Genomic DNA, 25,270 nt, shown 5'->3' on the forward strand with positions numbered 1-25,270 from the left:
TTCGGTTTTGCACATTATATATAGTTACTCTACAAGCCCAGTACGTTCAATCCCTTCCGAGAACCACCGCTGCGTAAACATATATACAATAAGCGGAGGCAAAATAATCAGAAAAGCTGCCGCCATTTTCGGTCCCTCGGAAATCGGATCCTTGCCTACCCCCGCATCAAAATGGATGGCACTGCTGCCCATCAGCTCCTGCTGCATTAAGCTAAGCCTGAGTGATAACGGTTGAAACCCTTTGCTCAGAAACATCGAAGGCTCGTAGTACATATTCCAGTACCAGACAAAGGAGAACAGGAAAACAACGATAATCGCCGGACGGGCAAGCGGCAGCATAATGCGGAAGAACAAGCGGAAAACACTGGCTCCATCGATTTTGGCCGCTTCTTCCAACGCCTTTGGCTGAGTCTGGAAAAATTGCCGAAAAATGATAATAAAGAGCGCCCCCCGCAGTCCTTGACCAAACACAGCCGGGATGATAAAGACAAGCGGCGTGTTCAACCAGCCGAGCTTGCCGAAAATCGAATACATCGGGATAATCGTAATTTGCGGCGGTACAAGAAAGGTCACAATGATCAGAAAGAAGGCCAGTGTTTTGCCAGGAAAATGAAGCCGGGCCAGCGCATAGCCGGTAATCGCGCAGGAAACCACCTGCAGGATCGAGCATGTCAGGGCAATGGTTAGTGTATTAGTAAATGATTCCGGATAACGGAGGCCGCGCCATGCGTCACCCAGGTTTTTCCAGTGTAACTCCCGCGGAATCCATTTCACAATAGGGTCGATCAGATCGCTTACGGACTTGACCATCGTCGATATCATGTAAAATAACGGCTGCAAGTACAAAAAAGCAATAATGGCAAGCAAAAAGTAAATGACGATTTTCGCCAGCCAGCCATCGTTCAGATGTTGTCCCAGCAGCAGTTTCTTTACAAGCTGCACCTGTCGGCTGTGCAGCTTGTGGCCTATATCCGCTTTGATTTGCCGATAATTTTCGCTTGCTTTCATCGAAATGCCCCCTTCTTCACAATCGAACGGTAGGTCAGCCATAGTGTGAGACCAAGCAGCAGCAGGATCAAAAGAAAATAGATCCATGCCTGCGCGCTCGCATAGCCGTAGCCGGCTTGCGGGCTGAACATGTTCTTGCTCACCTGATACATTACCGGATTGGTCGGAAACGTGAACAGGTCTACGATAGTAAACACCGCGTTCAAGCCAATGAACGGCACCATTGCGGGCAGCGTAATCTTCCAGAATGCCTCCCATGGCGTAGCTCCGTCGATCCGGATGGCTTCATATACCGACCGGGGAATGGTTTGGTAACCAGCAATAAAAATCAGAATTTGTACGCCTGAATACCACAAAATAATAACCGCCTTGCTCAGTACATTCAGTATAGGCTCAGCGAGCTTGGGTCCGACATACTGCTTTACAAGCCCATCCAGATTATATTGGGCGATAAAGGGCAGCTTCCCGGCACCCTGACTGAATAATTCCATCAGCACCTGTCCGGTGGCGAAGATAACAGGAAGGAAGAAGATGGCCCGGATCAAGGCACGTCCAGGTAGTTTCTGGTTAAGCAGCAGAGACACAAAAAAAGAAAAGATAAGAATCAGCGGAATCATAAGCAGCATTTCCTGGAAATATCGGATCAATTCAATCGGGTACACGTTATCCTCCATGAGCACCCGCCGGAAATTATCGAGCCCGACCCACTTATAGGTGAATCCTGTATTGGTCAAACGTACCTGATTAAAGCTGTTGAAGAACGACCATCCGACTGGAAAAGCAACGAAAATGGCAAAACCAATCGCCCAGGGCAGCATGAACAGGTAGCCGGTTCCGTAGTCTTTCCAGCGGTAGCTCCAGTAGCCTTTGCGGCGTTCCTGCTTGCTCATGGCGTGCCTCCTTTCATCACTTCAAAGCGGTTTTTATTATAATCAACGGTCACTCGGCTGCCATCGTCATACGTCATCGTGTAGACCCCTTCGGCTTGTTGTTCATGCTTGATCATCCGCCGATGGACTAACGGCGCCAGCTCGTCAAATTTCTTGTATTCTTCCACAATGCGCTCTTTCCACACAGCATATTCACTGCTGTATAAGTCGTCGTAATCCGTGCCCTTCAGCTCGCGGCTGCGCTCATACGTCAACAGGAAGGACGGAATTGCCCCATATTCAATCGATTTCAGCAGTTCCTTGTCGTATTCGTTGCGCATGTTGCCCTCGATGCCCGTATACAGCAGTGAACCGTGTACGACCATCGGATAAAACGGCACCGTCTCATCGACGAAGAAGTCATAGCTCGATTCCAAGGGAAAGCGTGTCAACAGATCCGTTGACTTCAGTGAATAATCGTTGCCCCGGTTGGTCGCCACGCTGCCCATCTGTTCTTTCGTGTAGGCCAGCAGCGCCGAGTATAAGGACGCTGTATCCTCCCGCTCGAGTGCATGTGTATCATAATCACGGAACACGGTACTGCCCACGCCGTTGAAGGCAATGCCGTCCACTCCCAGCTTGGATAGCTTGTCGATCGTTTCCTTCGCCGAGCGAACCGCCGTCACCGGATTCAGCAGAAAATTCGTTCCCCGCCGCTGGAATACCGTAGTATCAATACTGCGAATCCCTTCGGTTTTCATGGATACGTCCGTCTTGCCGATTTTCATCCACGTCAGAAAATCTTCGAACAGCACAGGAATACCGCGAGCTTTCATAGCGGCAGTAAATTGCTTCGCCTGCTCTGGTCCACCCAGCTTGGACTGGATCGGAAAACGCCGGTCGCTTTCGATGAAGCCACCACCCTGCCAGCCATGGAACAGCACCTGCATGCCAGCAACACCTTGGCTCTCGAGTTCTGTTACCATCTGTTCGGCTTGTTTAAAAGTCGTTGCCGGGATATAGCTGCTGCCGCCAAATACATCCTTCGTGTCTCCGCCAACAAGCCCAAGCATAAGCGGCATGTGCTCCACCCTCTGCAGAGATGCAGACAGCTGCCCCGTTTCCATCAAGTAATCCCGATAAGCTTGTGCCATGCCGCTGTAATTCGCTGCATCTCCTGACAGCAGCCGGTATTCAACCTTCCGGTCTTGCAGGATCCGATCCTTCTGAACCGAGTTGACTGGCGCCGCCATCGTGCTTACTTTGCGTAAATATTCCTCACGGTACAGAAACTTCGCGCCAAGCGAATGATAAGTCGTTTGCACGCCTGCGGGCATGGCCGTAATCCGCGCCGTATACTTGCCGTCTTTGACGATGGCCGCATAGGCCTGGTCTCCCCGCTTGAGACCGAAAACCGGGTAAGCAATCGCTTCGCGCGGGACGTCGCGTTCCTGCAAATTGGCCGGATCTTCGTCGTAAATCATATAATCATAAAGCTTGCCAGACGCAGGACGGTCCCGGTCATAATACATCAGTCCCCCCGGCCCGTCAGGTACGAACAAGTAGCCATCCTCCTCTGTACCAGAAACCGCCCCAAAAAACGGCATCAGCTGTACCGAGAACAAGCGATTGTCGCCGCTCTCCTCGATGCCCTGCGAGGGTACCGTCACTTCCAATCCGGATTCGGTAAGCTCAAAGCGGATCACAATCGTCATGGCAAGCTTCGTGTACCGGTATGTCACTTCAACTCCATGCTCAGTCCGGATAAAGCTTTTTTCCATCTTCTCTTCCAACGCGTTGGTCATATTCCGCTGCGTCTTGCCTGCAGGCACATATTCCATCACATACGGAGATTCCAGATTGGATAAGAGAAGTCCTTTCACGGTCTCCTTGTCGAGCCTTGATTTCGCAGGATTGCTGCGCCAGAGGAAGCCAGTAAGCTTGTTACGCACAGCGATTTGTGTTGTATCGGGTGCGATCAGCAGTGTGAACAGGCTATTTTCGTGAACGGTCGCGAACCCGTCAGCATCCAGCGGCCCCGGCGACCATGCTTCACCCCCGCTGACGGGGGTGAACGTTTGTACCCGCTCGGCGATGCCCATTTCCTGCAGCTTCGGTAGCGTATCGCGGTTAGCCGCTATGAAGGTCACGATAATGATAAGTGCTGCGAAGGCGAGGATGAGCATGTATCGCATCCAAGGGCGCTTCGGCCATAAACGTTGATATCCGTTAGGCATACAATGTCACCTCCCGGTAAATTTGCTTCACAAAGTCGAACAGGTTATAGCTCAGGCCCGACATAATGACGATAAATATCCAAATGACCCCTATCGTAAACAAGGTAACAGCCGCATTTTTTACCGCCTCAAAAAAGTCGAAATTATGAATCACCTGTGTCATGATAAAAAACTGCACCACGATCCAGATCCACATGATCTGCACGATCGAATCGACGACAATCCGCTCTTCCAGCACTACTATGTTCGAAAGCAAAATCACTGGCACCATCAGCACAATGTACGGTACAAGTGCATAAGTGCTCGCCTGCAGCACTTCGCGGAAGCGCCCTTCCCCGCCTTTGACGGTGCTCACCAGGTAGTTGGCAATGATCCAGGTAACCCAGGGGACGAGCAGCACTCCAACCTCAAGAGCGAGATTCACCTTGCTCAAATCATAGGGATGGAAAATAAATCCCATGCCGTAGATGGAAAGAAGACGAATAACGATCGTTAACAGAATGATGGTGAAAATCATCGACCATGATACTTTTCGTTCTTTCAGCCGATAAAAGCCTTCATAGGGATGAAACATCAGGTACAGCGCATCCTTCGCTTCCTTTCCATATTGGGCGGCAAAAGGCGGCCAGGAACGCTTATCTGCATAAGAGCCTGCCCGTTTTACTGCGAGTCGGAGCAGCCACAAAGCAGCAATCAGCAGCAAAAAAGCATAGATCAGGTAGCTCTGTATCCAATCATAGCGTACATTCCAGAAAGCATCCGAGTATCCGGCCTCATCGTATGAGTCTTTAAAATACGCCATCGCCGCATCGTAACGCTTCTCGTTCAGCGCAATTTCCCCCAAGCCGTTGTAAGGCAAGTTCATCATGCCGTTTTGCTGCATAATGACTTCCCAGTACGGCTTACTTTCCTCGTAGCTGCCTTCATAATACAGCCTTGAGGCAGTCAGGAAAGCTTCCCCGAACGCAGTCCGTTCATACACTTGCAGCAGATTCAAGCTGCTGTCAGCGACCCACAGCTCATTTTTGCTGTTCACAGCCAAGCTTGTTGGGAAATTTACAATGCCTTGTTGATGTGCTTTTTTATCCGCGTCTCCAAAATAAACCATCACATTGCCGAACGGGTCATAAATCGAAATTTCCCCGAACTCACTGTTCATTCCATACAAAAAGCGATCCGCATCAATGGCCGTGTCGACAAGCTTGTTCTCAAAAAATGATTTATTTTGAAAGGCGTCTGCGCCTCCCGCATTCAGCTTCTTGATTTGCCCCCGGCTCACCCCGCTGCTTGCCGTCAGAAGAAAACCATCACCGGTCATCGACACGTTTTCGATCGTTCCCGGACGTTTGGCTATTTCCTTTTCCATTTGCGTCTGGTTTAAGATCGTCCGTTTCAGCTGTGTCAGGAAGTCCAATTCGGTTTTATTGCCACCGAAAAAGCCGGTGAATTCCCCCTGCCCATTCATCCTCAGAAGCCCTTGATATGAATCTTTAATCACGACGTACATAACGCCTCGGCTGTCCACGACCAGCTTGGTTGGTACATAGAAGTAGCCTTCCGGCAGAAGCGGCGATTGCGGTTTTTCGAACATACGAATGTAGTCACCGTTGGCTGCATACTTGGCAATGCGTTTGTTTCCGGTATCAGCGACGTAAATCATTCCATCCTTGGAGACAAATACGCCTTCCGGGGCATTCAACACCCCTTCGCCCTCGTTCGTACCGACCGACCGGATAAACTTGCCCTGCTCATCAAACTCAACAATGCGGTTATTTCCGGTGTCCGCCACGTAGACGTGATTATCAGCAGCGATGTATACATCACTGGGAGCCGAGAGCGGAATGTCGATGTCAGCGTATCCGATCACCTGCCTGGGTACGTAGAGCGGTTGAATCTTGATCGCCCGGTTCGTCTCCTGATCGATAAACCAGGTGCTATAAGGCAAACGGGCCGAAGTGGACACTGGAAACAGCAGTGTTGTAACAAGCGAAATCAGTATAATGAAAGCGAGCCATGCCGTCTTTCCCCCAGCAAACTGCCTCTCATCCCGTCCTCTCATTTACTTCACCCCCGAATGCAGCATCGTCTGGATCATTTTGCGCTGGAATAGGAGGAACATGATGAGGTTGGGAATAAACATCAGCAGTGCGGCTGCGGCTGCCATGCTTTGCCCGGCTACACTGTTTTGCAGGTTGGCTGTTAAGCTAGTTACATAGAAGGCGAGCGTCTTCATCGTCTCCTTGGTCGTGTACAGTGTCGAGCCCTCTGCGTCCAGGTAAACCGCCTGGAACGTAATAATTGAAATGGTAGCTACGGCCGGAGCCGTCAGCGGAATAATAATACGCGTGAAAATGTACATATCATTCGCTCCGTCCAGCTTCGCCGCCTCCAGCAAGGAGTCCGGGATTTGGTCGATGAACTGCTTCATCAGAAACACCGCCACCGGCGAAGCGATAAAGGGCAAAATATGGGCCAGATACGTATTCGTAATCCCCAGGCTGCTGACGATCAAATAGCGCGGAATCGCCACCGTCTCCGGTGCAAACATCAGCGACAGCATGATCAGCGACATGATCAGCGCCTTGAAGTGAAAGCGGTGCTTCGCCAGCACATACCCCGCCATCGTGCTGACCAGGATCACGAAAACGAGCGATAGCGAAACGACGACAATACTGTTAAACAAGTAGCGTGTAAACGGCACCACAGCAGCCCCCGCATGCAAAAACAGCTGCTCGAAATTGCGCATCGTCGGCTCCTTCACCCAAATCGTCGGCGGGAATAAGAACAGCTCGTTCAGCGGTTTAAAAGCATTGTTGAACAAAAAGATAATCGGCAGCAGCATAAACACCGCTAGGCCAATAAAGATGACAACGAGCAGCGATCTGGATAGAGAGATTCGCTTAAGTTTGGATAGCCTTGACATCCTGGAAAACCGGGAGATCGTCGAAGGCTTATTTGGCTTGGATTGCTTGAAGAGCTTGGATTGCCTCGAAAACTTAGAATGCTTGGCAAGCTCGGAAGGCTTTGAAAGCTCCTGAGGCGGAAGTTGTGTCATCGGGTTATTCCCCCTCCTTTGTCGCGAACAAACGATAGCAAAACCGCATAACCAAATAGGAAATGATCAGCAGCGCCACCGAAACCGCCGAGGCATAGCCCCACTCATAGCGTAGGAAGGCGTAATCATCTATATGATTCGTCATTAAGTGCCCCGAGTAGCTCGGCGTAATGGCCAGCCCTGTAAGCTGGGTCGAGATCGCCCCGGCTTTGAGCGTCCCCACAATCGCCATCACGGCGCTGAACAGCATTTGCGGTTTCATCGACGGAATCGTGATGTAGTACACTTCCTGCAGCGCATTTTTGATGCCGTCAATTCGGCCGGCCTCATACAGCTCCGTATTCACCGTCTGCAGGCCGCCCAGCATCGCCAGAAAACCTACGCCCATGCTGGTCCACAGCGTGACGATAATCATAATATTCATCAAATATTTCGGGTCCTGCAGCCACAGCTGCGACGTTTCAATCAGGCCGAACTTAAGCAGGATGTTGTTCAAGTAGCCGACCCGGTCTCCGCTGAAGGTAGCGATCCAAATGACAGATAACGCCACACCTCCCGCCATCGAAGGCGCATAAAAAGCCAAAGTAAAGTAATCCCGGACACTTCTTGGCAGCTGATGAATAAGCCAGGCGAATACAAAGGACAGCACGTAACCGCCAGGCCCTACGATCAGTGCAAATTTGAACGTGTTGGGCAGTGTATATTTCATAAACACAACATCCTGTGTCACTAAGGCGATAAAATTATCGATCCCGATAAATGTCGGAAAGGCAAACCCGTTGAACGTGGTCACACTCAGCACAACCGCCATAAGGACTGGAATCAGGATAAAGCAGCAAAAGGCGATCAGAAACGGCGCCAAAAACAGGTACGATAACCGGGCGCTCCAGCATTCCCGTACAAACTGCCGGAACCGCCGCACAAAGAGGGGGCCTGTCGGGACATCTCGCATACCTGCCTTTCTTGCTGCACCTGACGCAACCGGCTCCATGGGCACCAGCGCAGATTGGCTTATGTGGTCTTTATTTCGCACCCTCATCGCCCCCTTCCCCTATGCTTACGCCGACTTCCCCTTCATAACCGGGTAGATGCAGATTCATCCCCGGTCCGAAGCCGAACTCTTTCTGCTTGCGGGTCATTTCCCGCTGCAGCGAAACTGCCGCTTTCCGGATCGCTTCTTTGGGCGGCATGCCGCTCAGCACCGTGTTATTCCAGGCAAAGTCCATTTCCCGCGCTAGGAAGTAGTAACCCGGCACGTAAGGCATGTTTTTGCCCCAGCGTCCTTGCTCGGCCAGCACCTGCATATCCTCACTTGGCCATGGCACATACTGCAGCGCCTCGATATTGGCCGGATTCCAGCGGTATTCAATCCCGGCAAACGATTCGATATCGTTCGCATACTGGGCCTGTGTGTCCGTCGATGTCCACCAATCCAGGAACATCCACGCCTGCTCTTTGTTCTTGCTCTTCTCCATCAGCATAGCTGCTGTGGTGCTTTGCTGCGACCAGCGGACGACTTGCCCGTCTTCCCCCCGCAGTCCCGGCAGAGGTGCCATCTTCCACTTCCCGGTAATTTCCGGTGCAGCCACGCTAAGCTGGATGTACGTATTATAATCGGCCATGCCAATAGGAATGTCCCCCGACCTGAAATGATTGAAAAAGGCCGGCACTTCCTTCGGCACATTATAGGTGCTGAACAAATCGGTCCACCGCTGAAAGGCCGCCTGCGCTGTCTTGCTGTCGATTGCCGTCTGCATCCCGTCCGCTGTATAAAATTCCGCCCCTTGCTGGTAGAACGGCATCACGAATTCCTTGGCCGGATAATACATATCCATGCCATTCTCCTGCAGTGTCGGCAGCAGGTTCAGCACATCGTCCCATGTATCCGGCGGGGTCAATCCCAGCCGCTCCAGCACATCCGTCCGGTAAAACATCACCATAAACGACTGGGTCTCCGGCAATCCATACACGCCTTCGTCGTAAGCATAAGAACGCATCACGCCAGGGTTAAAGCGCTGCACGACGTCTTTAAAGCCCGCCAGCTGGGATAGTTCTGCTGCTGCCCCGCGCATGGCGTAATCGACCGGCGTTTCCATTCCCAGGCCAAGCGCTATATCCGGTTGATCCCCGGCCGCATTGCCCAGCATCAGCACATTCGTGCTCGGCATCAGGTTGACGTTCACCCGAATGCCTGTTTGGGGCGTAAAGTCGGCTTCAATCATTTTTTGCAGCAAATCGACATAGTCCCGGCCCCGCTGCACCCACACAGTGATCGCTTCCTCATCGTTCAAATCCTTCAGGTCATACTTCTGAAAAAAGGTACGTGCGAAGTTCAGTGTACTGTAGCTGATTTTGTCCCATGCATGAGGAAGCTTGAGCCCCGGATCTGCTTGCGGCTCGCGCACGACCAGATAATCCAGCAGCACAGCCTGACTTTCCATCGGCTTCATCCACGTGTTGATGCTCGTCTGTATATCCGCAAACACCTTCACTTGGTTGGGGATTTCATTCACATCCTCCAGCATCTTCTCCAGGCTGTTCATCGCGGAAGAAATCGCCGTCGTCGGATCGGTCACATGCTGATTCAAGCCATCGACATAATCGCGAACGGTCCGCAGCCTTTCGATAACTCCCGAGAGCTTGGTCTCGATCTGAGGATCGTACGTCTTCACCTGCCAGGTCCGTCCGGTATCCAGATTCGAGCTGCTTCCGCTTCCGTAGTTGCCGGAGATCAGGCGAATATCCCGCTCCATCACGCTTAGATCCGTTAGCACATCCCGCAAGGATTCAGCCGCCGGACTGATCAGCGAGCTATCTGCGATGAGACGCAGCTGGTGTACTCCTGCTTCCAGCCAAAACTGATAGGGCTTGCCAGTCTCGTCATTCAATGAACGAATCTCCATGTCCGAACTTGCCGGCAAGGCATAATGGAGCAGCTCGCGAAACGGCACCTGTCCATCCAGCATCACCGTGCGGTAAGCGGCTGCTTTGCCGTTATAGCCTTGCATAACCTTCATATCGATCACATACCAGCCGCTTGCCGGCACGGTAAATTCCCATTCAATCCAGTCCCCGGCCTGCTGCCAGCGGTCTCCGCCAATGGCGTTATAGACGAGCCGGCCTTTCGGGTCCGGGGAGAGATACGGCTCAGCCACACTTTGCGTCTGAATCCCAATCGCCGACTTGGCCCTATACTGCTCCGCCTCCATGATAGCGAACCAGCCTGTGCCTGATTGCGGGGAGGCTTTTGCGGATGCCACCGCTTTCGTTTCTGCATTCGTTTCTGCATTCATCTCTGCTTTTGTTTCCAAGCCTGCATCGTCCTCTGTCTCCACGCCTGTCACCGCATTTGAATCCGCACCAGCCACCTCACCTGCCTTACTATCCGACTCTCTGTCCTTTCCTCCAGCAGCCACATATTCCGCATACACGGGAATCGGCTGCGGAGCCGCCAGCGTCAGCGAAGCGAGCGATAGCGGCTCCCTGCCTCCCATCAGCCGGATCGTGTGCCGACCTTTCGTCAGTGGCCACAAGAGTGGCTCCGATGACGCCGCATAATTCGTCACGAGCACCGTCCGCCACTCGCTCAGTTCTATCTGTACCGGACGAATTTCATTGCCCAGTCCATTGCGCTCATACGGATACTGGCTGTCCTTCCACAGGCGCTCCAAGGTAATCCGCTCCGCTTCCTGGTAAGGGTAGCTCCCGTCAATCTGGAGACCACGTACCACATTGGCGAAGCTTCCTTTCAGCGGTCTATACGCCACCGCCAGCGTGTACAATCCGTCTTGCGGCGCGTCCACGGTCCATTCGAGCCAGCCCCCGGCATCCGTCCAGTCGATGACCTCACCCTGCTGTTCATCGCTGCGCAGCACGATTTGGGCATCTGCGGAAGCCGCTGAGTATTCTGCTGCGCGGATTGTAAGCTCTGATGTCCCTGGAGTCCCTGGAGTCTCTGAGGTCTCTGAGGTCTCCAAGGTCTCCAAAGTCTCCAAAGTCAGCAAGCCCTGCAGCGCCTGAGCCTGCTCGCTCCGCAGCCACTGCACGTAGGCTGGAATCGTCTGCGTCTTGGCAGCCGATGCCTCGAGCGTGCTTCCCATTTGGATCGCGCTGGCCTGAAGCTTTGGAAATACACGATCCTCCTGGAAGTAATCTCTTATTCCCCACAAGGCCATAACAAGCAGCAGCATCAAGCCCAAGATGAGCGTTCCCCGAAATTTGTTCACGTTCCTCATCCCGAAGCCTCCCGCCCTGTCAGCGATTCCCCGCTCTCCCGCTCAAACAGATGTGCTTTATCCATCCGCAGCACCAGCTTGATTGTATCTCCCATGCGCACGGGCGTATGTGCATCAGCTCTCGATAAAATCGTATTCCCGCCCAAATTGGCGTGTACATACGTGTCGGGGCCCATAGGCTCTTTCATCTCCACCGTCACCGACACCTGCCAGCCGGCATATAGATCGGTTTGCAGCGCATCCCCATCGCACAGCACATGCTCGGGACGCAAGCCCAGCACGACATGCCGCAGGTTCGTATTCATCCCCCGCACATACTGGGCGTACGTCTCAGGGAGAAGCAGCTTCAACCGTTTATTTTCAAAGTAAATGCCATCGGAATGAGCAGCAATCGCCCCTTCGATGAAGTTCATTTGCGGTGTCCCGATAAATCCGGCTACAAACATGTTGCGTGGCTCGTCATAGAGCTTCTGTGGCGCAGCTACCTGCTGAATTTTGCCGTCACGCATCACCACGATCCGCGTGCCCATGGTCATCGCCTCTGTCTGGTCATGTGTGACATACACAAACGTTGTCTGCAGTTGACTGTGGATTTTAATAATTTCAGCGCGCGTCTGCGCCCTCAGCTTCGCATCCAGGTTCGAGAGCGGCTCATCCATCAGAAACGCCTTCGGCTCCCGGACCAGTGCCCGCCCGAGTGCCACCCGCTGCTTCTGTCCTCCGGACAGCTGAGCCGGCCGCTTCGTCAGCAGGTGCGAAATTTCCAACATCTTGGCAGCCCGGCTTACACGCAGCTCTACCTCATGTTTAGCTACCTTGCGCAGCTGCAGCCCCAGTGCCATATTGTCATAGACCGATAAGTTCGGGTACAGCGCATAGTTTTGGAACACCATGGCAATGTCCCGGTCCTTCGGCGATACATAGTTCGTAAACTTCCCGTCAATGTAAATGTCACCTTGGGAGACGTCCTCTAATCCAGCCAGCATCCGCAGCGTCGTTGACTTGCCGCAGCCAGACGGTCCGACCATCACAAGAAATTCCCCATCTGCAACGTCCAGATGAAAATCATTAACCGAGGGATTCGGCTCCCCTTTGTAATATTTATATACGTGCTGAAATACCACATTCCCCACTTTTCAAAACCCTCCTTTCGACTTGCATTAAGGCCTGATAAAAACTTAATTGCCCTTGCGCCGTAGCTTTACTTACAGCGCAAGAGCAAATACCTGCAAATGAATTACCAGCCGAGCTCTTTGCGTATTTTCAACGTATTTTCATTAAATTTCTCAACTGCAGGTATAAGTGAGGTAATGTCGGCGCCGCTTGTCATCGCCTGATACAATTGTAAATCAATGTTTGCATCAAAAAAATCTAAGCCGGGAATGGTCGGGCCTGGCAAATTACAGCACATGGTCCTGGTCATTTTCACAACTTCTCTGTCTTTGCCTTCCCAGGTTGGCGTCCGGTCAATTTCGGCATCGATCTCAGGATGAATAACAAATGGACTAGAGCCATTGTTCACATTCCATTTCTGGGCCTCCAGCTCAAACTGGAAGCTGAGCCATTTAAACGCTTCTTCCTTATGCTTGGATGCACTTAGAATCCCTATCGGCCCCAGAATTTGAACCGTTGCTTGCTTTGCCTTGCCCTTTGGCAGAGGGAGAATATCCCATTCAAAGGTTGCATGCTCGTTATACCCCGGTATGACCCAATCTGCGCCGAGGGTAAACAGTACTTTGCCGGTCAGGAAATTATTGGCCTGTTCCCAGCCCAGCTTCTTAGCTTCTTCATCCGTAGGTCTGACATGCCACTTGGTTGTCAGCTCCTGCAGCCACTTCAAGTCAGCCTGCACACCCGGCGTGTCCACTAAATTTTTCGTCAAATCCTCGTTGAAATACCTTAAATTCTGGGCATTTCCATTCGCTACAGGCAATATCCAGCTAAACTGTTGGGAAAATAGAGCATCATAGGAAATCCCATATTCATTCGCTGCAGGATCTGTAGCTTTTTTGGCCATTTCCAGCATGTCATCGTAAGTCCAATCATAAGGAGGCATTTCCATGCCGTGCTTTTTCAATAAATCCTTATTGACCACAATCCACTCGGATATAGCGGTATAAGGAATGGCCCAGGTTTTATTGTCCGGTGTTTTAAAAGCATCCAGGAAGCCATCAATGATTTTTGCATTTTGTATCGTCTCATCTTTGGCAATATAGGGAGTCAGATCCTCCAGCATACCATCCTTAAGCCAAGGGCTTAACCCTGAAATCCATACCAGATCGGCGGGATCGCCAGCTGCCTGCATGGCAACGGCTTTGTCAACTCCCGATTCCACCACCTCGATCGTTATCCATGGATACTTTTCGTGAAACTTATCAAACAACTCCTGATGAGCTCCTACATGCCAGGCCAGCAATTTCAGAGTAACAGGCTCGTGCTTCTCTTCCTCTTTCGGGGGTGCTTTTGTCGCTGCAGCGTTATCCGTTTGTTGTGTGCCTTCTGGTGATGCACTTTCTTCAGTGGAATTTGTTTTTGAACATGCCGTAAAAATCAGCAAACTTACTAGCAGTAACGTAAATAAAACAAATGAGGGCTTTCTTTTCATATTAATCTCCCCTTTTTATACATGTATGTAGAGCTAAAGCTAGGCAAATGTCCCATCATTTTTCCGATTATTCACAAGATGAGTTGTAGTTTCGTTGTTCCATATGCCCTCGGTAGTACCACCTTCATAAGCATCATTATTCATTACCAGGTTGGACGTGCACTGTTGATCGATCACGATTCCATATTTGCTCACAGCTGCGCCGTTCCTGTCCCTTCTTACTGTATTTCCCTGTACTGAATTTCGCTGTGATCCGCCAAGCACCCAGATATTCGCATTTTGGGCGTTCAATTCCCCGTTTCCAGTACACACATTTCCCGCAATGCTGGAATTAGCGATAAATCCGACGTGAATTCCATTTGCGCCGTTCCATTGAATCGTATTATTCTGAAGAGAAGAGTAGGAAGTTTCATAAAATACGATCCCATACACCTTATTTTCATTGGATACATTAGAGCTGATTAACAGATTTGTACTATTTCCTGCGGTGTTAATCCCGGTCTCATTTCCTTTGCACGTATTAGCGCTTACATTGACATTATGGACTGGGCCCACTTGAATTCCCGTCATCTTATTGTTGGAGCAGTGATTGCCTGTGATCTCCAAGTCATGTGCATAAGTTGCATATATCCCATGAAATCTGATGGCATCTGTACAAACATTATTGGAAACGATACCGTAAGTTTTGACAGGAGACATGTCGTCGAGGGTTACATCGATGGAAATACCACCAGTCATATTGCCACGGCATACATTTTCATTGACCACAAAATTCTGACAGTTGCGGGACATCACGATTCCCCAAGCTAAGCCTGACTGTTCATTGATGTTATCATGGCAAATATTTCCGGAAGTCGTTCCATAGCGGGATAAATCGGCAGTGATCCCATGTCCGGCGTTGCTGGAGCAATTATTATTGACCATGGAGTAATCAGAGCAATGATATAACAATATTCCCGAATCCAGACATTTGCTGACCTTGCAATTGCTAACTTCAACTCTTCTTCCCTCGGCCACCACGATCCCCATATGGCTGGATTCAACCGTAACATGTTCGATCAGCACATCATCCACTGTATACGTGCTTTGGGCCAGATGAGCGACCGGATTTCCGTCAGGCAATCCCTGCAGCCATATGCCATAGCCTTTAGTATGTTTCACAGTAACATGACTGATCGTGAACCCTGAAGACGTCTTGCCATTTGAAATAATCTTGATCCCCACATGCTGGGTCGGATTCCCGCTTTGCCCGGGTGCTCCCGGATTGTTCATCTCAATTGTCAGATGACTTATTCGTATATTGGAGCAATTCTGAGCCATGATTCCGATGTCATTCACGCCGGGTGCCGCTTTTAATACGGCTGATTCCCCTTCCAGGCTCGTATTATCCTTCAAACGAATATTTGTACTAAATAGATAAGTACCCTGCGAAAAAAATACTTTACCCTTTAAACTTGAGGCTGCATCAGCCGCTTTTTGAATAGCAGCCGTATCATCGGTAATGCCATCTCCCTTGGCCCCCCACCACTGAGGATAAACCTGTGCATTCAAGGTCCCTTGAACCAAGACTTCTCCAGCTCCGCTAAAAATCTGCTGTACTTTTGCCTCTACTCTTCCCATAATTTTTACAGTAACTGTAGAATCAGGCGCAAGGGTCGCACCCGGATCAAGTATGAGACGAATATGTTCCGGAAAGTCCAGTAGAGATCCAATTCTGTAAACACCAGGCGGAAAATAAAAAGTAGTCAGCTTGCCGTTCTGTTCTCCGATTAAACTATTCAACTTTGCTCTGTCATCATTAGTGCCATTCCCCTTGACCCCCTTTCGTCTAACGTTCAACCATTCCTTGGAATCGGAATCTCCATTTGCCAGGCTTACGCCTCCACCTGTGAATAATGAACCGACGGTCAGGGCAGCCCCAGTTGCCCCAATGACGCCTAGTAACTTTCTTCGGCTTATTACAGCCGTAATTTTCTGCTCTTGAGTATGCGGATCGTTTGTTGAATTCATTGACGTTCCTCCTCAGAATGAAATATCAAAGTAAACTAGCAAAGGCATTTTCCTTAGAAATCGATTACTTTCTTTTGCACATTATTCTTGACCCGCTTTCCTCCTTCACGAAACAACACCCGACAAGTTTCATCCAGCATTCCTCCCCTATATTAACGGTGAAACTGCTTTCATTATAGATGGAAACATCTGAAAAATGCTTTGTCTTATAACCCAAAATCTTTGTTTTTTTGTCCAGCTATTACCGAATATTTAATCTGTGTCCGCTCCGAGCAATCCGCTTGGTGAGGCAGCAAGGCAGCGGCTTGTGACAGGCTCCGGATTGTCCGCAACGGATACTATTTCGAGCCGTTCCGGTACCGCCTTGTATAATCGACCGCGGCCAGCTGAAAAAAACCAAAGCCCGTCTCCTGCGATTCGATGCAGCGGCCCTTCTGTCGATTCGTTTCGCCAATACTCCTCGAATGTAAGACGAACCGGTTCGTATCGCCCCACAATAAACCGTCCGGACGCTGCTCCAGAGTCCTTATAATCAGATTGCATGATTGAAGCCCTTTCGTCTTATGATTTCCGGGAACAACACCGCAGCTGGTCAGTTTACCTGTCCGCCAGTCGAGATGAAACAATCCGACTCCTAGCCAGTTTTAATTTAACCGGATCGTGCTTCACCTCTTGGGCAGGTTCCGGACTTTTGGAGGTTCCGGTACTTTTCGTCGCATCGGGTCTTGGCGTTTCCTCTGCCGGTCCCGGCGGTTTACTGCTGCATGCCGCAGTGAGTAACAGAATGAGGATGAAGGCTATGAAGGCTGTTTTCGATAAAAAATAGATTTCATACAATAAATACCTCCTAATTTTTTTTCTAATTCTTGTTCGAAACCCAGAAATCGCGATACACATCGGCAAATTGTTGAAAGTAAGCTGCCGCGCGCGATGACAACCCATCCAGATAACCCGGCTCTTCGCACCACGGCTGATCGGAAAAAAAGTCGTACGTCGGGTTCTCCAACGTCGTGTAAGTTAACATTAAAGTGCGTCGGGGAATGTCATGGTGATATCGGCCCCGGTGCAGCCCATACGGATTGAAGATGAGTCCGTCTCCGGCCTTCAGCGGTATCCTCATCGCGCCCGGCATCCCCGCATCGCGGTTATGGATTTTCTCATCGGCAAGCCGAATATATGATTCTTCCGGCGAATCGAACCGGCCTGCCGAATAAGGTACATATTCAACATCGTCATTGTCCACGAGCGCGATTTGAAATTGCAGGCCAAAGCCTCCCGAATAATCCCGACTCCATATTTTTTTTAAAATTTCCAACTCTTCCAGTTCGCTCTGGACCGCAAATTGCGAGTCGCGGTGCCAATCACCCTCCTTGTTCGTAAAACGCGGGTTCACGAAATAACTGGTGCTGCGGAACAGTGACGGACCGGCAAATATTTGCTCGACCGGTCCCAAACAACGGGGATCGGCTACCGCTTCCATGATCGTCTTGAAATGCTCGCGTGTTTCCCTGTGCCAACGGGCATCGTTCAGATGACGCATGGAATAGAAATCAACGCCCGGATTCAGCTTGTCAAACTCCTCCGTAAATTGCTCCAGCACATAGTTGGAGGCGACAAGCAGCTTGGCCAACTGCTCTCCCTCGAACACTTGCGGGAAAACAAGATAGCCTTCCTCAAAAAATTGTCGATAAGACGACTTCGGTTGAAACATCGTAACTCCACCCTTTCACATGAATTTCATTTCGGTACTACCCTCCAGCAGTTCTTTCCCTACTGGTTCGATACGATTTGAATGTAAATCTTTGCAGCCGTTGCCGTCTATCGCGGATTCCCGTTTCCAACCGTAGATCTCCCCGTCACGGGTGCAAATCATCGTAAAAATCCAGGGAGTGGAGTCAACAGGCGGAGATCCGAGATTGCGGATCTCCCCGGTTATCGGATTCATTTCGTATACGAGACCATCGTATGCGGTACCGATATAGATTTTGCCGTTAGGCGCTTCCACCATGCAGTCCAGCTGATATTCGCCCGGAGAGCCGAATCGCATCAGTTCCCGGTTAACGGTGAAACTGCTTTCATTATAGATAGAAACATCTGAGAAATGCTTTGTCTTATAACCCAAAATCTTTGTTTTTTTGTCCAGTCCTTCTTTCAGGAACAGTCAGCTCTGCAATCAGGAAACTCGTCCTCCAATTATCGAAAAAAAGGATTTTATGTCAACAAGAAGGAATTGGAATCTCTTCTCTCGAATGACTCAGAATCACTCAGAATCCTCCTCTGAATGAGGGTTATGGCATATATGGCATAGTTGTTGGTAGAAATCATCCATTTTGCAAGTAGTCAAGTTGACAAGTTAGCAATTTTAAGGAGGTTCCTGTCATGCCTGAATATAAAAAAGTTCATTTGAAGCCCACAATAGTTATCAATAAAATTGTAACGATGTACTATCTGGAATTTTCCAAATGTTTCGAATTTCTCGGCGAAGATCATGATTTCTGGGAGCTGTTTTATGTTGATAAAGGCGAGATTGAGATGACAGCGGACGGCATCCATTACAGCTTGAAGCAGGGCTCTCTTATTTTTCACAAGCCCAATGAATTCCATAGATTCCATGCCATTCAGGACAAGGCCATCAATCTGATCGTAATCACTTTCGAGAGCAGCTCCAAGGCGATGCGGCATTTTCATAATTATGTTACTTATCTTCAGGACGGGGAGCGCAACCTGCTTGCTGATATTATCAAGGAAGGCACTAACGCCTTCAATTTCCCTTTTCAATTACATTTACAACGCAAGGATGACCAGCAAACCGGCTCTGAGCAAATGATCAAAAATTATTTGGAAATATTTCTAATCCGTCTGCTTCGTAAAATGACAACCAACCCCCCTAGCGAAATCGACACTTCACTCTCCTCTCCAGCCAAAGAACGAAGCGACGACGACATGACAAATGCCATTATCCAGTTTTTAAAATTCCGCTTGTACACCCATGTCCATATTTCGGAAATCAGCAATACCCTGCATGTTTCGAAAAGTCGGCTGATGGATATTTTCAAGAAGAAAACGGGCAAAGGCATTATGGAATATTTCAGCTATATGAAGATTGAGCAGGCCAAGCTTTCCATCCGCGAGGATGTCCGCAACTTTACGGAAATATCCAGCATGCTCGGCTTCAGCAGCGTTCATTACTTCTCCAAAACCTTCAAACGGTTGACCGGTATGAGCCCCTCTGAGTACGCCAAATCGGTGATGGCACGGCGGTGAAATCTAATACAATAATTTTGTTACACGATAAACTTTCTCGCTACAAAATGTCCATGTGCTCTATTGATGAAATAAGCAGTTGACGTTATACTAGCAGCATAGGTCGTGAGGAACACGCCGCTTTCATACAAACCAACCCACTGTAAGGGATGGTTGTATGAAAGCGGCGTGTTATTTTGCTGAGGGGAGTAGATCATAGTGTCTCATTTTGAACTGAAATACGAAGAATGGCTGGAGGCGAATATGAATTCAGAGAACAATCACAAAAGACGAGAATTACTCAGTAAGGGGCTAGGTCATGGAACGGTCGAGTTTCTGCGTTCAGTATGGTTTCCCGCTGTTGGTCATTTCGATCATCTACCTTACAATCTGCCTCTAAACAAATCCAATATCAGCAATCTTACCGCTTTCCACAAATCCTACGTTCTTATAAATCTTGTTCGAATCCGGATTCTTTAAATCCGCATACAGCATCGGCACCAGGCCCTCGCTTTGTATGATCGTACATAATTCAGCTACGATGGCGCTTGCATAACCCTTTTTTCTAAAAGCAGGTGGAGTGTACACATCATTTATACGTGCATGCCTGGGAGAGCGATGAGCAATGTTAGCCATGGACACAGGCGCACCCTCTACGATCCAAAGATACAGGTTACCGGCTTCAATCGTCGCCTCTGCTGCTGCTATTTGACTGGACGGGTCAACCGCTGTCCCAAAGGCCCACTCTAAAAATCCCGCCAAAAATTCGGCAATGGTTTCTACATCCTGCATGTCTGCTTTTTGCAAGGTGCCCCTTACCTCCAAGGGCTTCCTCACCTCAGGACATAAATAGGATTCCAACAGCATCTTTGGCTGATGCTTAACCCCATTAAGCTTCGTATAGGCGTTTATAAACATCTCTACTATAAGAGGGTCTCCACATAGGCCTTGCACCTGCTTGCCCTCTAAATGTTGAAGCAGCTCCTGCAGCAATGCTTTCTTTGTATCGTCTGCAGCCTTATTTGAAATCCACAGCCAGCCATTATGTCCTTCTGATTGAGCATACATCATTTGGCCATCGGAAGATTTGAGGCAAGTCGAGCTCTCTGAATCACAAATACGATGCATCAAATTGTATTGAACTTCATCCCTTAGAAAAAGGCCCTGATTTAGAGCATTGTCATTTAGACTAAATTTTTCAAGCATCTTACACCCCCTAAATATTCCCATACTACCTATGCAAGAGCTTTTAGTCAATGATTAGATAAGATTAGATATAAGGCAGGACTCCCCTTTGGACAAGGCCGTACATTCACGAAACGCAAAATGCTTGCAGCCAACACACTTCTCAGTGTCCAGGCGGGATAGTGCGTAGTCAATGGCCTCACCCGTATGCTCGAAAAAGTGCTCAGATGTTATAAGCTCATAAAGGCCAGTTTTTCTCAAAATCTCCAAAGGCTGCGGCTGAACGCCAGTCATCAGTACAATACCGCCGAATTTGACGAAGTGGTTCACTAGGCTGGCCAGATTAGACTCTCCTGTTGTATCCATAAAAGGTACTTTCGCCATTCGAAGCAGTAAAATTTTCGGTCTCGAGTGGATCGTATCCATAATTGATTTCTCAAACATATTTGCTGCGCCAAAAAACAAGGGCCCTTCAATGGTATACATATTGATCTGAGGGCAGTCGTGGCCCTTGTTAACCATGTGTGCCTTCACTTTCTCATGCTTCACAGTCGGATCAGGCAGCCCTTTTGCCACCTTTAATATTTCACTCATGCGTTTCACGAATAAAAGTACGGCCAAGATTAAGCCAACTTCAACTGCGGTTGTTAAATTGGTGCATACGGTCAGTAAAAATGTAAGGAGCAGCACGATTGAATCACTCGTTTTGGTTTTCAAAATGTGCATGAATTCCTTGCGCTCACTCATATTCCAAGCTACCAGCATCAGAATAGGAGCCATACTGGCAAGCGGAATGCGGGATGCGTAAGGGGCAAGCACAATTAGTACGAGCAAAACAACTACACCATGGACGATCCCTGACATAGGCGAGACTGCGCCGTTCTTAATGTTCGTGGCTGTACGGGCAATCGCTCCGGTCGCCGGAATTCCTCCAAAAAGGGGTGTTATCATATTGGCAATCCCTTGACCCATCAGCTCGCGGTTGCTGTTATGGCGACTCCCTGTCATCCCGTCTGCCACAACTGCCGATAACAAAGACTCAATACTCCCCAGCATAGCAATAATAAATGCGGGGCGTATGACAATCTCAATCCTCTCCCAAGTCATATGCGGAAAATGAAAATGAGGTAAAGTGCTGGGAATAGCTCCGTATGTCGATCCAATCGTAGCAACATTTCCTTCGAAGAACAGCGCTGCGACGACACTCGACACGACGAGCCCCACCAAAGCTCCCGGCACCTTAGGCAACATTCTCGGTGTCCATACAATGACGAGCAAGCAAATCCCGGCAGTCACAATGCTATACATATTAAAGGTGGACATTTGCATCATGATTTCCTTCATATTAGGGAAAAAATTTTCATGCTTTTCAATATCCCTCAACCCTAAAAAATTAGCGATCTGACCACTAAAAATAATGACAGCAATTCCTGCTGTAAACCCGATGGTCACAGGACGGGGGATAAACTTGATTAAAGCCCCCAGCTTCAAAGCTCCCATAACAAAAAGAATTATACCGGCCAAAAATCCTGCGAGCAGCAAATTTTCATAGCCATACTGCATCACTATAGCGAAGAGAATCGGAATAAATGCTCCTGTCGGTCCGCCAATCTGAAATTTGGAACCTCCTAATAAGGAAATCAGTATGCCTGCCACGATCGTTGTATAAATACCATATTCCGGCTTAACGCCGGAGGCAATAGCAAAAGCCATTCCTAATGGAATGGCAATTACCCCTACAATAAGACCAGAGATGAGATCCTTGCGAAACGCGGCTGCATGGTATCCTTCAAATCTACCCGTCCATTTCATCACTCTTACCTTCTTTGTTTTATATATTTGATTATTTGAATATATAGTAGGAATGATACTCCTGGTATGCTGCATTGTCAATGCAAAAAACGCCTGAAAAAACACCTTCTTTTGAATTAGATTTGAGCTTTTACCCAATTATAATGGCAGTTTTCGCAGGATGTACATGCCTGCTCAAATCATGCTCAATGATTAATTGACAATTAAATATTTAATATTATAGACTATATATAATCTGCCCTAATTCCGATACTGGCAGCCAACTAAAGCATATGCGGAGGTAACTATGTTGTATCCCAGCTATTCAGAAAATAAAGACATTAAACCGCTGAATCTCCCCCATTTTCCAACGCTTCAACAAACGGTTGTATGGCGTAATTGGGAGCTTGTTCCGTTGGACAGATTAGCAAAAATATTAGGAACTACGGAAGAAAATGTACTTGAGCTTGCCCAAAATATGGGACTGCGCGTTCCTCCCAGCATTGATGAACAATGGTTGATCCGCGGCTATATTACGATCATACGCACCAATTGGCATATTTTGCCCTACGATCAGCTGTTGGAGCTCCTTGGATGGAGTGCTGACATGCTTGCCTATGCGCTCAAAGAGGACGACTTTCTTTGGGTCAAACTGGGTTATTTAAAGCCTAATGTAGAACCTGTTACTTATAGACCACTTACCCAAGATGAAGAAATCCGTACGCAAGAAATACGGGGAATTATCGATACTCATTTTCCAGATAGCCGCACCGAAAGCCCGGTTAAGCCATTTGATTTTCTGAATAATTTTAAAAAGAATGATAAATCGGCTGCACCATGGCTCGTCTCGGCAAATCCTGATGAAGTATTGCTGAACGAGCAGTGGACGGTCACCTATCCTGAAGGTCTGGAAAGAGTGAAGACGTTTGCACTCCGCTTTGCGACTGAGCATGAAGAAGCATGGGGCATCCAACTACCTGTTTCATCCGTTTCCATCGATGCGGCAGATGCAGCAGATTCTACTGTTGCGACGGATGCTTCCGGGCAGCGGAAGATTTCGCTTACCATTACTCCTGATTCCTCCTTATTATCTGAAAGTCATCGTATCCAGGTTACTGCGGACCAAATCGACATTCAGGCGGTAGACGAGGTTGGGCTGTTAAGAGGCTTGAACTGGCTGCAAAAAAGTATGACAGAACGCAATGCACCTTACCTTAAGCAAGCATTGACTGTACGCAACACCCGCTTTGACCTGCGTTATATATATTCCTATTTTGCTGTATATGGAGATCCGCTGCTGGACGCCAACATTGATCCTTATCCAGATGAGCTCTTATCGCAGCTCTCCAAGCTTGGGGTTAACGGAGTTTGGCTGCAGGCTGTTCTTTACAAGCTGGTTCCGTTCGAGCATGATCTAGAGCTATCCCTCGATTGGGAGAAGCGGATTGAAGGCTTAAGAAGGCTGGTCGATCGCGCGGCGGATTATGGAATCGGTATTTATCTGTATTATAATGAGCCGCGGGCAATGCCTTTGCAATTTTTCGAGAAATTCCCGGATTGGAAAGGCCATGTCGATGTAGAGGATGCATCGCTTTGCACTTCACATCCTGATGTTCAAGCTTATATCAAAAGCAGCACTGCACGACTTTTCACAGAGGTTCCCAAGCTCGCTGGTCTCTTCACGATCACCATGTCGGAGAATCTGACGAACTGCTTCTCCCGGGCGGGCGGCGGACAAACCAACTGTCCACGCTGCGCAAGCCGTAGTCCGCATGAGGTTGCCGCAGAGGTCAACCGGCTTATCGCAGAGGCTGCGCACAGTGTAGCCCCAAATGCCAGAATTTTATGCTGGACCTGGGGATGGACCCAGTGGCTGGGATGGAATGCTGAGACGATAGACGAAGCTATTGACCTGCTGCCAGCTCAAGTAAGCGTGATGAGCAACAGTGAGGAAGGCCTTATCACGGATATCGGCGGCGTTCAGGGAAATATCGTTGACTATTCCATTTCACAAGTAGGACCAAGCGAGAAAGCTTTGCGCATTTGGGGAAAAGCTAAACAAAGAGGGATATCCACCGTAGCCAAAGTTCAATTCAATACGACCTGGGAATGCTCCTCTGTCCCTTATTTGCCGACCATAGATCTGCTTGAGCAGCATTTGAATAATTTGCAGGAGTCAGGCGTAAGCGGATTAATGCTCAGTTGGACTTTAGGGGGCTACCCTTCCCTGAATCTGGAATTTGCTTCCCAATATTACTGGGATACGGAAGAAACGAGCGTGAATAGACCTGAACTGGTTTCGGGCAGAGTGTTTGGAGAGAAGGCAGGAGCCGTTGTCAGGCAAGCATGGAGTACATTCAGCAGCGCATTTAAGCAATTTCCTTTCGACGTGTCCGTAGTATACAATGCTCCACAAAACATAGGACCTGCTAATTTGCTGTATGATACGCCAACAGGCTTTAATTCTACTATGGTTGGAATTCCCTATGATGATCTGAAGAGCTGGCGGGCGATCTATCCGGAGGATGTTTTCGAGGATCAGTTCAAGCAAGTTGCTGATGGCTGGAAGAAGGGCATCGATATTCTGAAAGAAGCAGAACCACTCATCAATAGCTCAGACAGCGGTAAAAAAGCCGCATTCAATGATTTGCTTCATGTAGCAAACGCGGCTTACTGTCATTTCAAAACTACTCATATGCAAATAAACTTTGTGAAACTACGGGATAAGCTGAATGAAACAACCGATGAGCAAGAAATTCAACAAATTAAAGCCCAACTGTTCGCCATTATTGATGAGGAAATTGAGTTGGCTATTGATCTATACCATATCGTTCGCAACGATTCCCGTATCGGTTTCGAAGCTAGCAATCATTACTTCTATACGGTGCAGGATCTAAAAGAAAAAGTAATCAATTGTCTGTATGTACGTAAACGGTTAGAGGAACGCAACTAATTGCTTACGGTTTCTGTCACAACCCGCCCGGGTAATTCCCTGGCGGGTTATTTATTGCAGCCTTATTTAGCTTACTTGT

At 48.9% G+C, this 25,270-nt stretch carries 18 protein-coding genes and 1 pseudogene; 3 read left to right on the forward strand and 16 right to left on the reverse strand.

The window, feature by feature from the left end:
* Positions 1-24: 24 nt before the first annotated feature.
* The 14 genes from J2Z66_RS12335 to J2Z66_RS12400 all read right to left on the reverse strand — a co-directional run bounded on the left by J2Z66_RS12335 (position 25) and on the right by J2Z66_RS12400 (position 18,141).
* Complete coding sequence (locus tag J2Z66_RS12335; RefSeq protein ID WP_209971714.1) at positions 25-1,008, reverse strand: carbohydrate ABC transporter permease; 984 nt, start codon at positions 1,006-1,008, stop codon at positions 25-27.
* Positions 1,005-1,898: a carbohydrate ABC transporter permease gene (locus J2Z66_RS12340; RefSeq protein ID WP_209971715.1), complete on the reverse strand. Its 894-nt coding sequence runs from the start codon at positions 1,896-1,898 to the stop codon at positions 1,005-1,007. The genes J2Z66_RS12335 and J2Z66_RS12340 overlap by 4 nt, the downstream gene beginning before the upstream one ends.
* On the reverse strand, positions 1,895-4,114 hold the full coding sequence (locus J2Z66_RS12345; protein ID WP_209971716.1) for a DUF5696 domain-containing protein: 2,220 nt from the start codon (positions 4,112-4,114) through the stop codon (positions 1,895-1,897). Before J2Z66_RS12345 ends, J2Z66_RS12340 begins: the two co-directional genes overlap by 4 nt.
* Positions 4,107-6,173 (reverse strand): YIP1 family protein, encoded by a 2,067-nt coding sequence (locus tag J2Z66_RS12350; RefSeq protein ID WP_209971717.1) that lies wholly within the window; start codon positions 6,171-6,173, stop codon positions 4,107-4,109. The genes J2Z66_RS12345 and J2Z66_RS12350 overlap by 8 nt, the downstream gene beginning before the upstream one ends.
* Positions 6,174-7,169, reverse strand: coding sequence for a carbohydrate ABC transporter permease (locus J2Z66_RS12355; protein WP_245375496.1), 996 nt, complete (start codon positions 7,167-7,169; stop codon positions 6,174-6,176).
* 4 nt (positions 7,170-7,173) lie between these two features.
* Positions 7,174-8,202, reverse strand: a complete 1,029-nt coding sequence (locus tag J2Z66_RS12360; RefSeq protein ID WP_312894521.1) for a carbohydrate ABC transporter permease — start codon at positions 8,200-8,202, stop codon at positions 7,174-7,176.
* Positions 8,192-11,404, reverse strand: a complete 3,213-nt coding sequence (locus J2Z66_RS12365; protein ID WP_209971718.1) for an extracellular solute-binding protein — start codon at positions 11,402-11,404, stop codon at positions 8,192-8,194. The genes J2Z66_RS12360 and J2Z66_RS12365 overlap by 11 nt, the downstream gene beginning before the upstream one ends.
* Positions 11,401-12,537 (reverse strand): ABC transporter ATP-binding protein, encoded by a 1,137-nt coding sequence (locus J2Z66_RS12370; protein ID WP_209971719.1) that lies wholly within the window; start codon positions 12,535-12,537, stop codon positions 11,401-11,403. The genes J2Z66_RS12365 and J2Z66_RS12370 overlap by 4 nt, the downstream gene beginning before the upstream one ends.
* 104 nt (positions 12,538-12,641) lie before the next feature.
* Positions 12,642-14,009, reverse strand: a complete 1,368-nt coding sequence (locus tag J2Z66_RS12375) for an ABC transporter substrate-binding protein (protein WP_209971720.1) — start codon at positions 14,007-14,009, stop codon at positions 12,642-12,644.
* A gap of 39 nt (positions 14,010-14,048) precedes the next feature.
* A complete protein-coding gene (locus tag J2Z66_RS12380) occupies positions 14,049-16,019 on the reverse strand; it encodes a right-handed parallel beta-helix repeat-containing protein (protein ID WP_209971721.1) in 1,971 nt (656 codons plus the stop codon).
* Positions 16,020-16,271: 252 nt separating this feature from the next.
* Entirely contained in the window at positions 16,272-16,562 is a 291-nt protein-coding gene (locus J2Z66_RS12385) for a hypothetical protein (protein WP_209971722.1), read from the reverse strand.
* Positions 16,563-16,616: 54 nt separating this feature from the next.
* A complete protein-coding gene (locus tag J2Z66_RS12390; RefSeq protein ID WP_209971723.1) occupies positions 16,617-16,856 on the reverse strand; it encodes a hypothetical protein in 240 nt (79 codons plus the stop codon).
* Between the two features lie 22 nt (positions 16,857-16,878).
* On the reverse strand, positions 16,879-17,730 hold the full coding sequence (locus J2Z66_RS12395; RefSeq protein ID WP_209971724.1) for a phytanoyl-CoA dioxygenase family protein: 852 nt from the start codon (positions 17,728-17,730) through the stop codon (positions 16,879-16,881).
* A gap of 15 nt (positions 17,731-17,745) precedes the next feature.
* Positions 17,746-18,141: a hypothetical protein gene (locus tag J2Z66_RS12400; protein ID WP_209971725.1), complete on the reverse strand. Its 396-nt coding sequence runs from the start codon at positions 18,139-18,141 to the stop codon at positions 17,746-17,748.
* Positions 18,142-18,398: 257 nt separating this feature from the next.
* Between J2Z66_RS12400 and J2Z66_RS12405 the strand changes: the two genes are divergently transcribed.
* Together J2Z66_RS12405 and J2Z66_RS42610 are read left to right on the forward strand one after the other, a co-directional pair.
* Positions 18,399-19,283 carry an AraC family transcriptional regulator gene (locus tag J2Z66_RS12405; RefSeq protein WP_209971726.1) on the forward strand — a complete coding sequence of 295 codons (885 nt, stop codon included), beginning with the start codon at positions 18,399-18,401 and terminating at the stop codon, positions 19,281-19,283.
* Positions 19,284-19,481: 198 nt separating this feature from the next.
* Positions 19,482-19,643: pseudogene (locus J2Z66_RS42610) on the forward strand (transcriptional regulator); the annotation flags it as partial.
* A 15-nt stretch (positions 19,644-19,658) separates the two neighbouring features.
* Here J2Z66_RS42610 and J2Z66_RS12410 read toward each other — a convergent pair.
* Together J2Z66_RS12410 and J2Z66_RS12415 are read right to left on the reverse strand one after the other, a co-directional pair.
* Positions 19,659-20,468 (reverse strand): GNAT family N-acetyltransferase, encoded by an 810-nt coding sequence (locus tag J2Z66_RS12410; RefSeq protein ID WP_209971727.1) that lies wholly within the window; start codon positions 20,466-20,468, stop codon positions 19,659-19,661.
* 54 nt (positions 20,469-20,522) lie between these two features.
* The gene (locus J2Z66_RS12415) at positions 20,523-22,259 is read right to left on the reverse strand and encodes a SulP family inorganic anion transporter (protein ID WP_209971728.1); all 1,737 of its coding nucleotides are present in this window, start codon (positions 22,257-22,259) and stop codon (positions 20,523-20,525) included.
* A gap of 286 nt (positions 22,260-22,545) precedes the next feature.
* Between J2Z66_RS12415 and J2Z66_RS12420 the strand changes: the two genes are divergently transcribed.
* Positions 22,546-25,191: an alpha-galactosidase gene (locus J2Z66_RS12420; RefSeq protein ID WP_209971729.1), complete on the forward strand. Its 2,646-nt coding sequence runs from the start codon at positions 22,546-22,548 to the stop codon at positions 25,189-25,191.
* Positions 25,192-25,270: the final 79 nt, after the last annotated feature.

Origin of the sequence: Paenibacillus eucommiae (assembly GCF_017874215.1) — a bacterium.
GTDB lineage: Bacteria > Bacillota > Bacilli > Paenibacillales > NBRC-103111 > Paenibacillus_AI > Paenibacillus_AI eucommiae.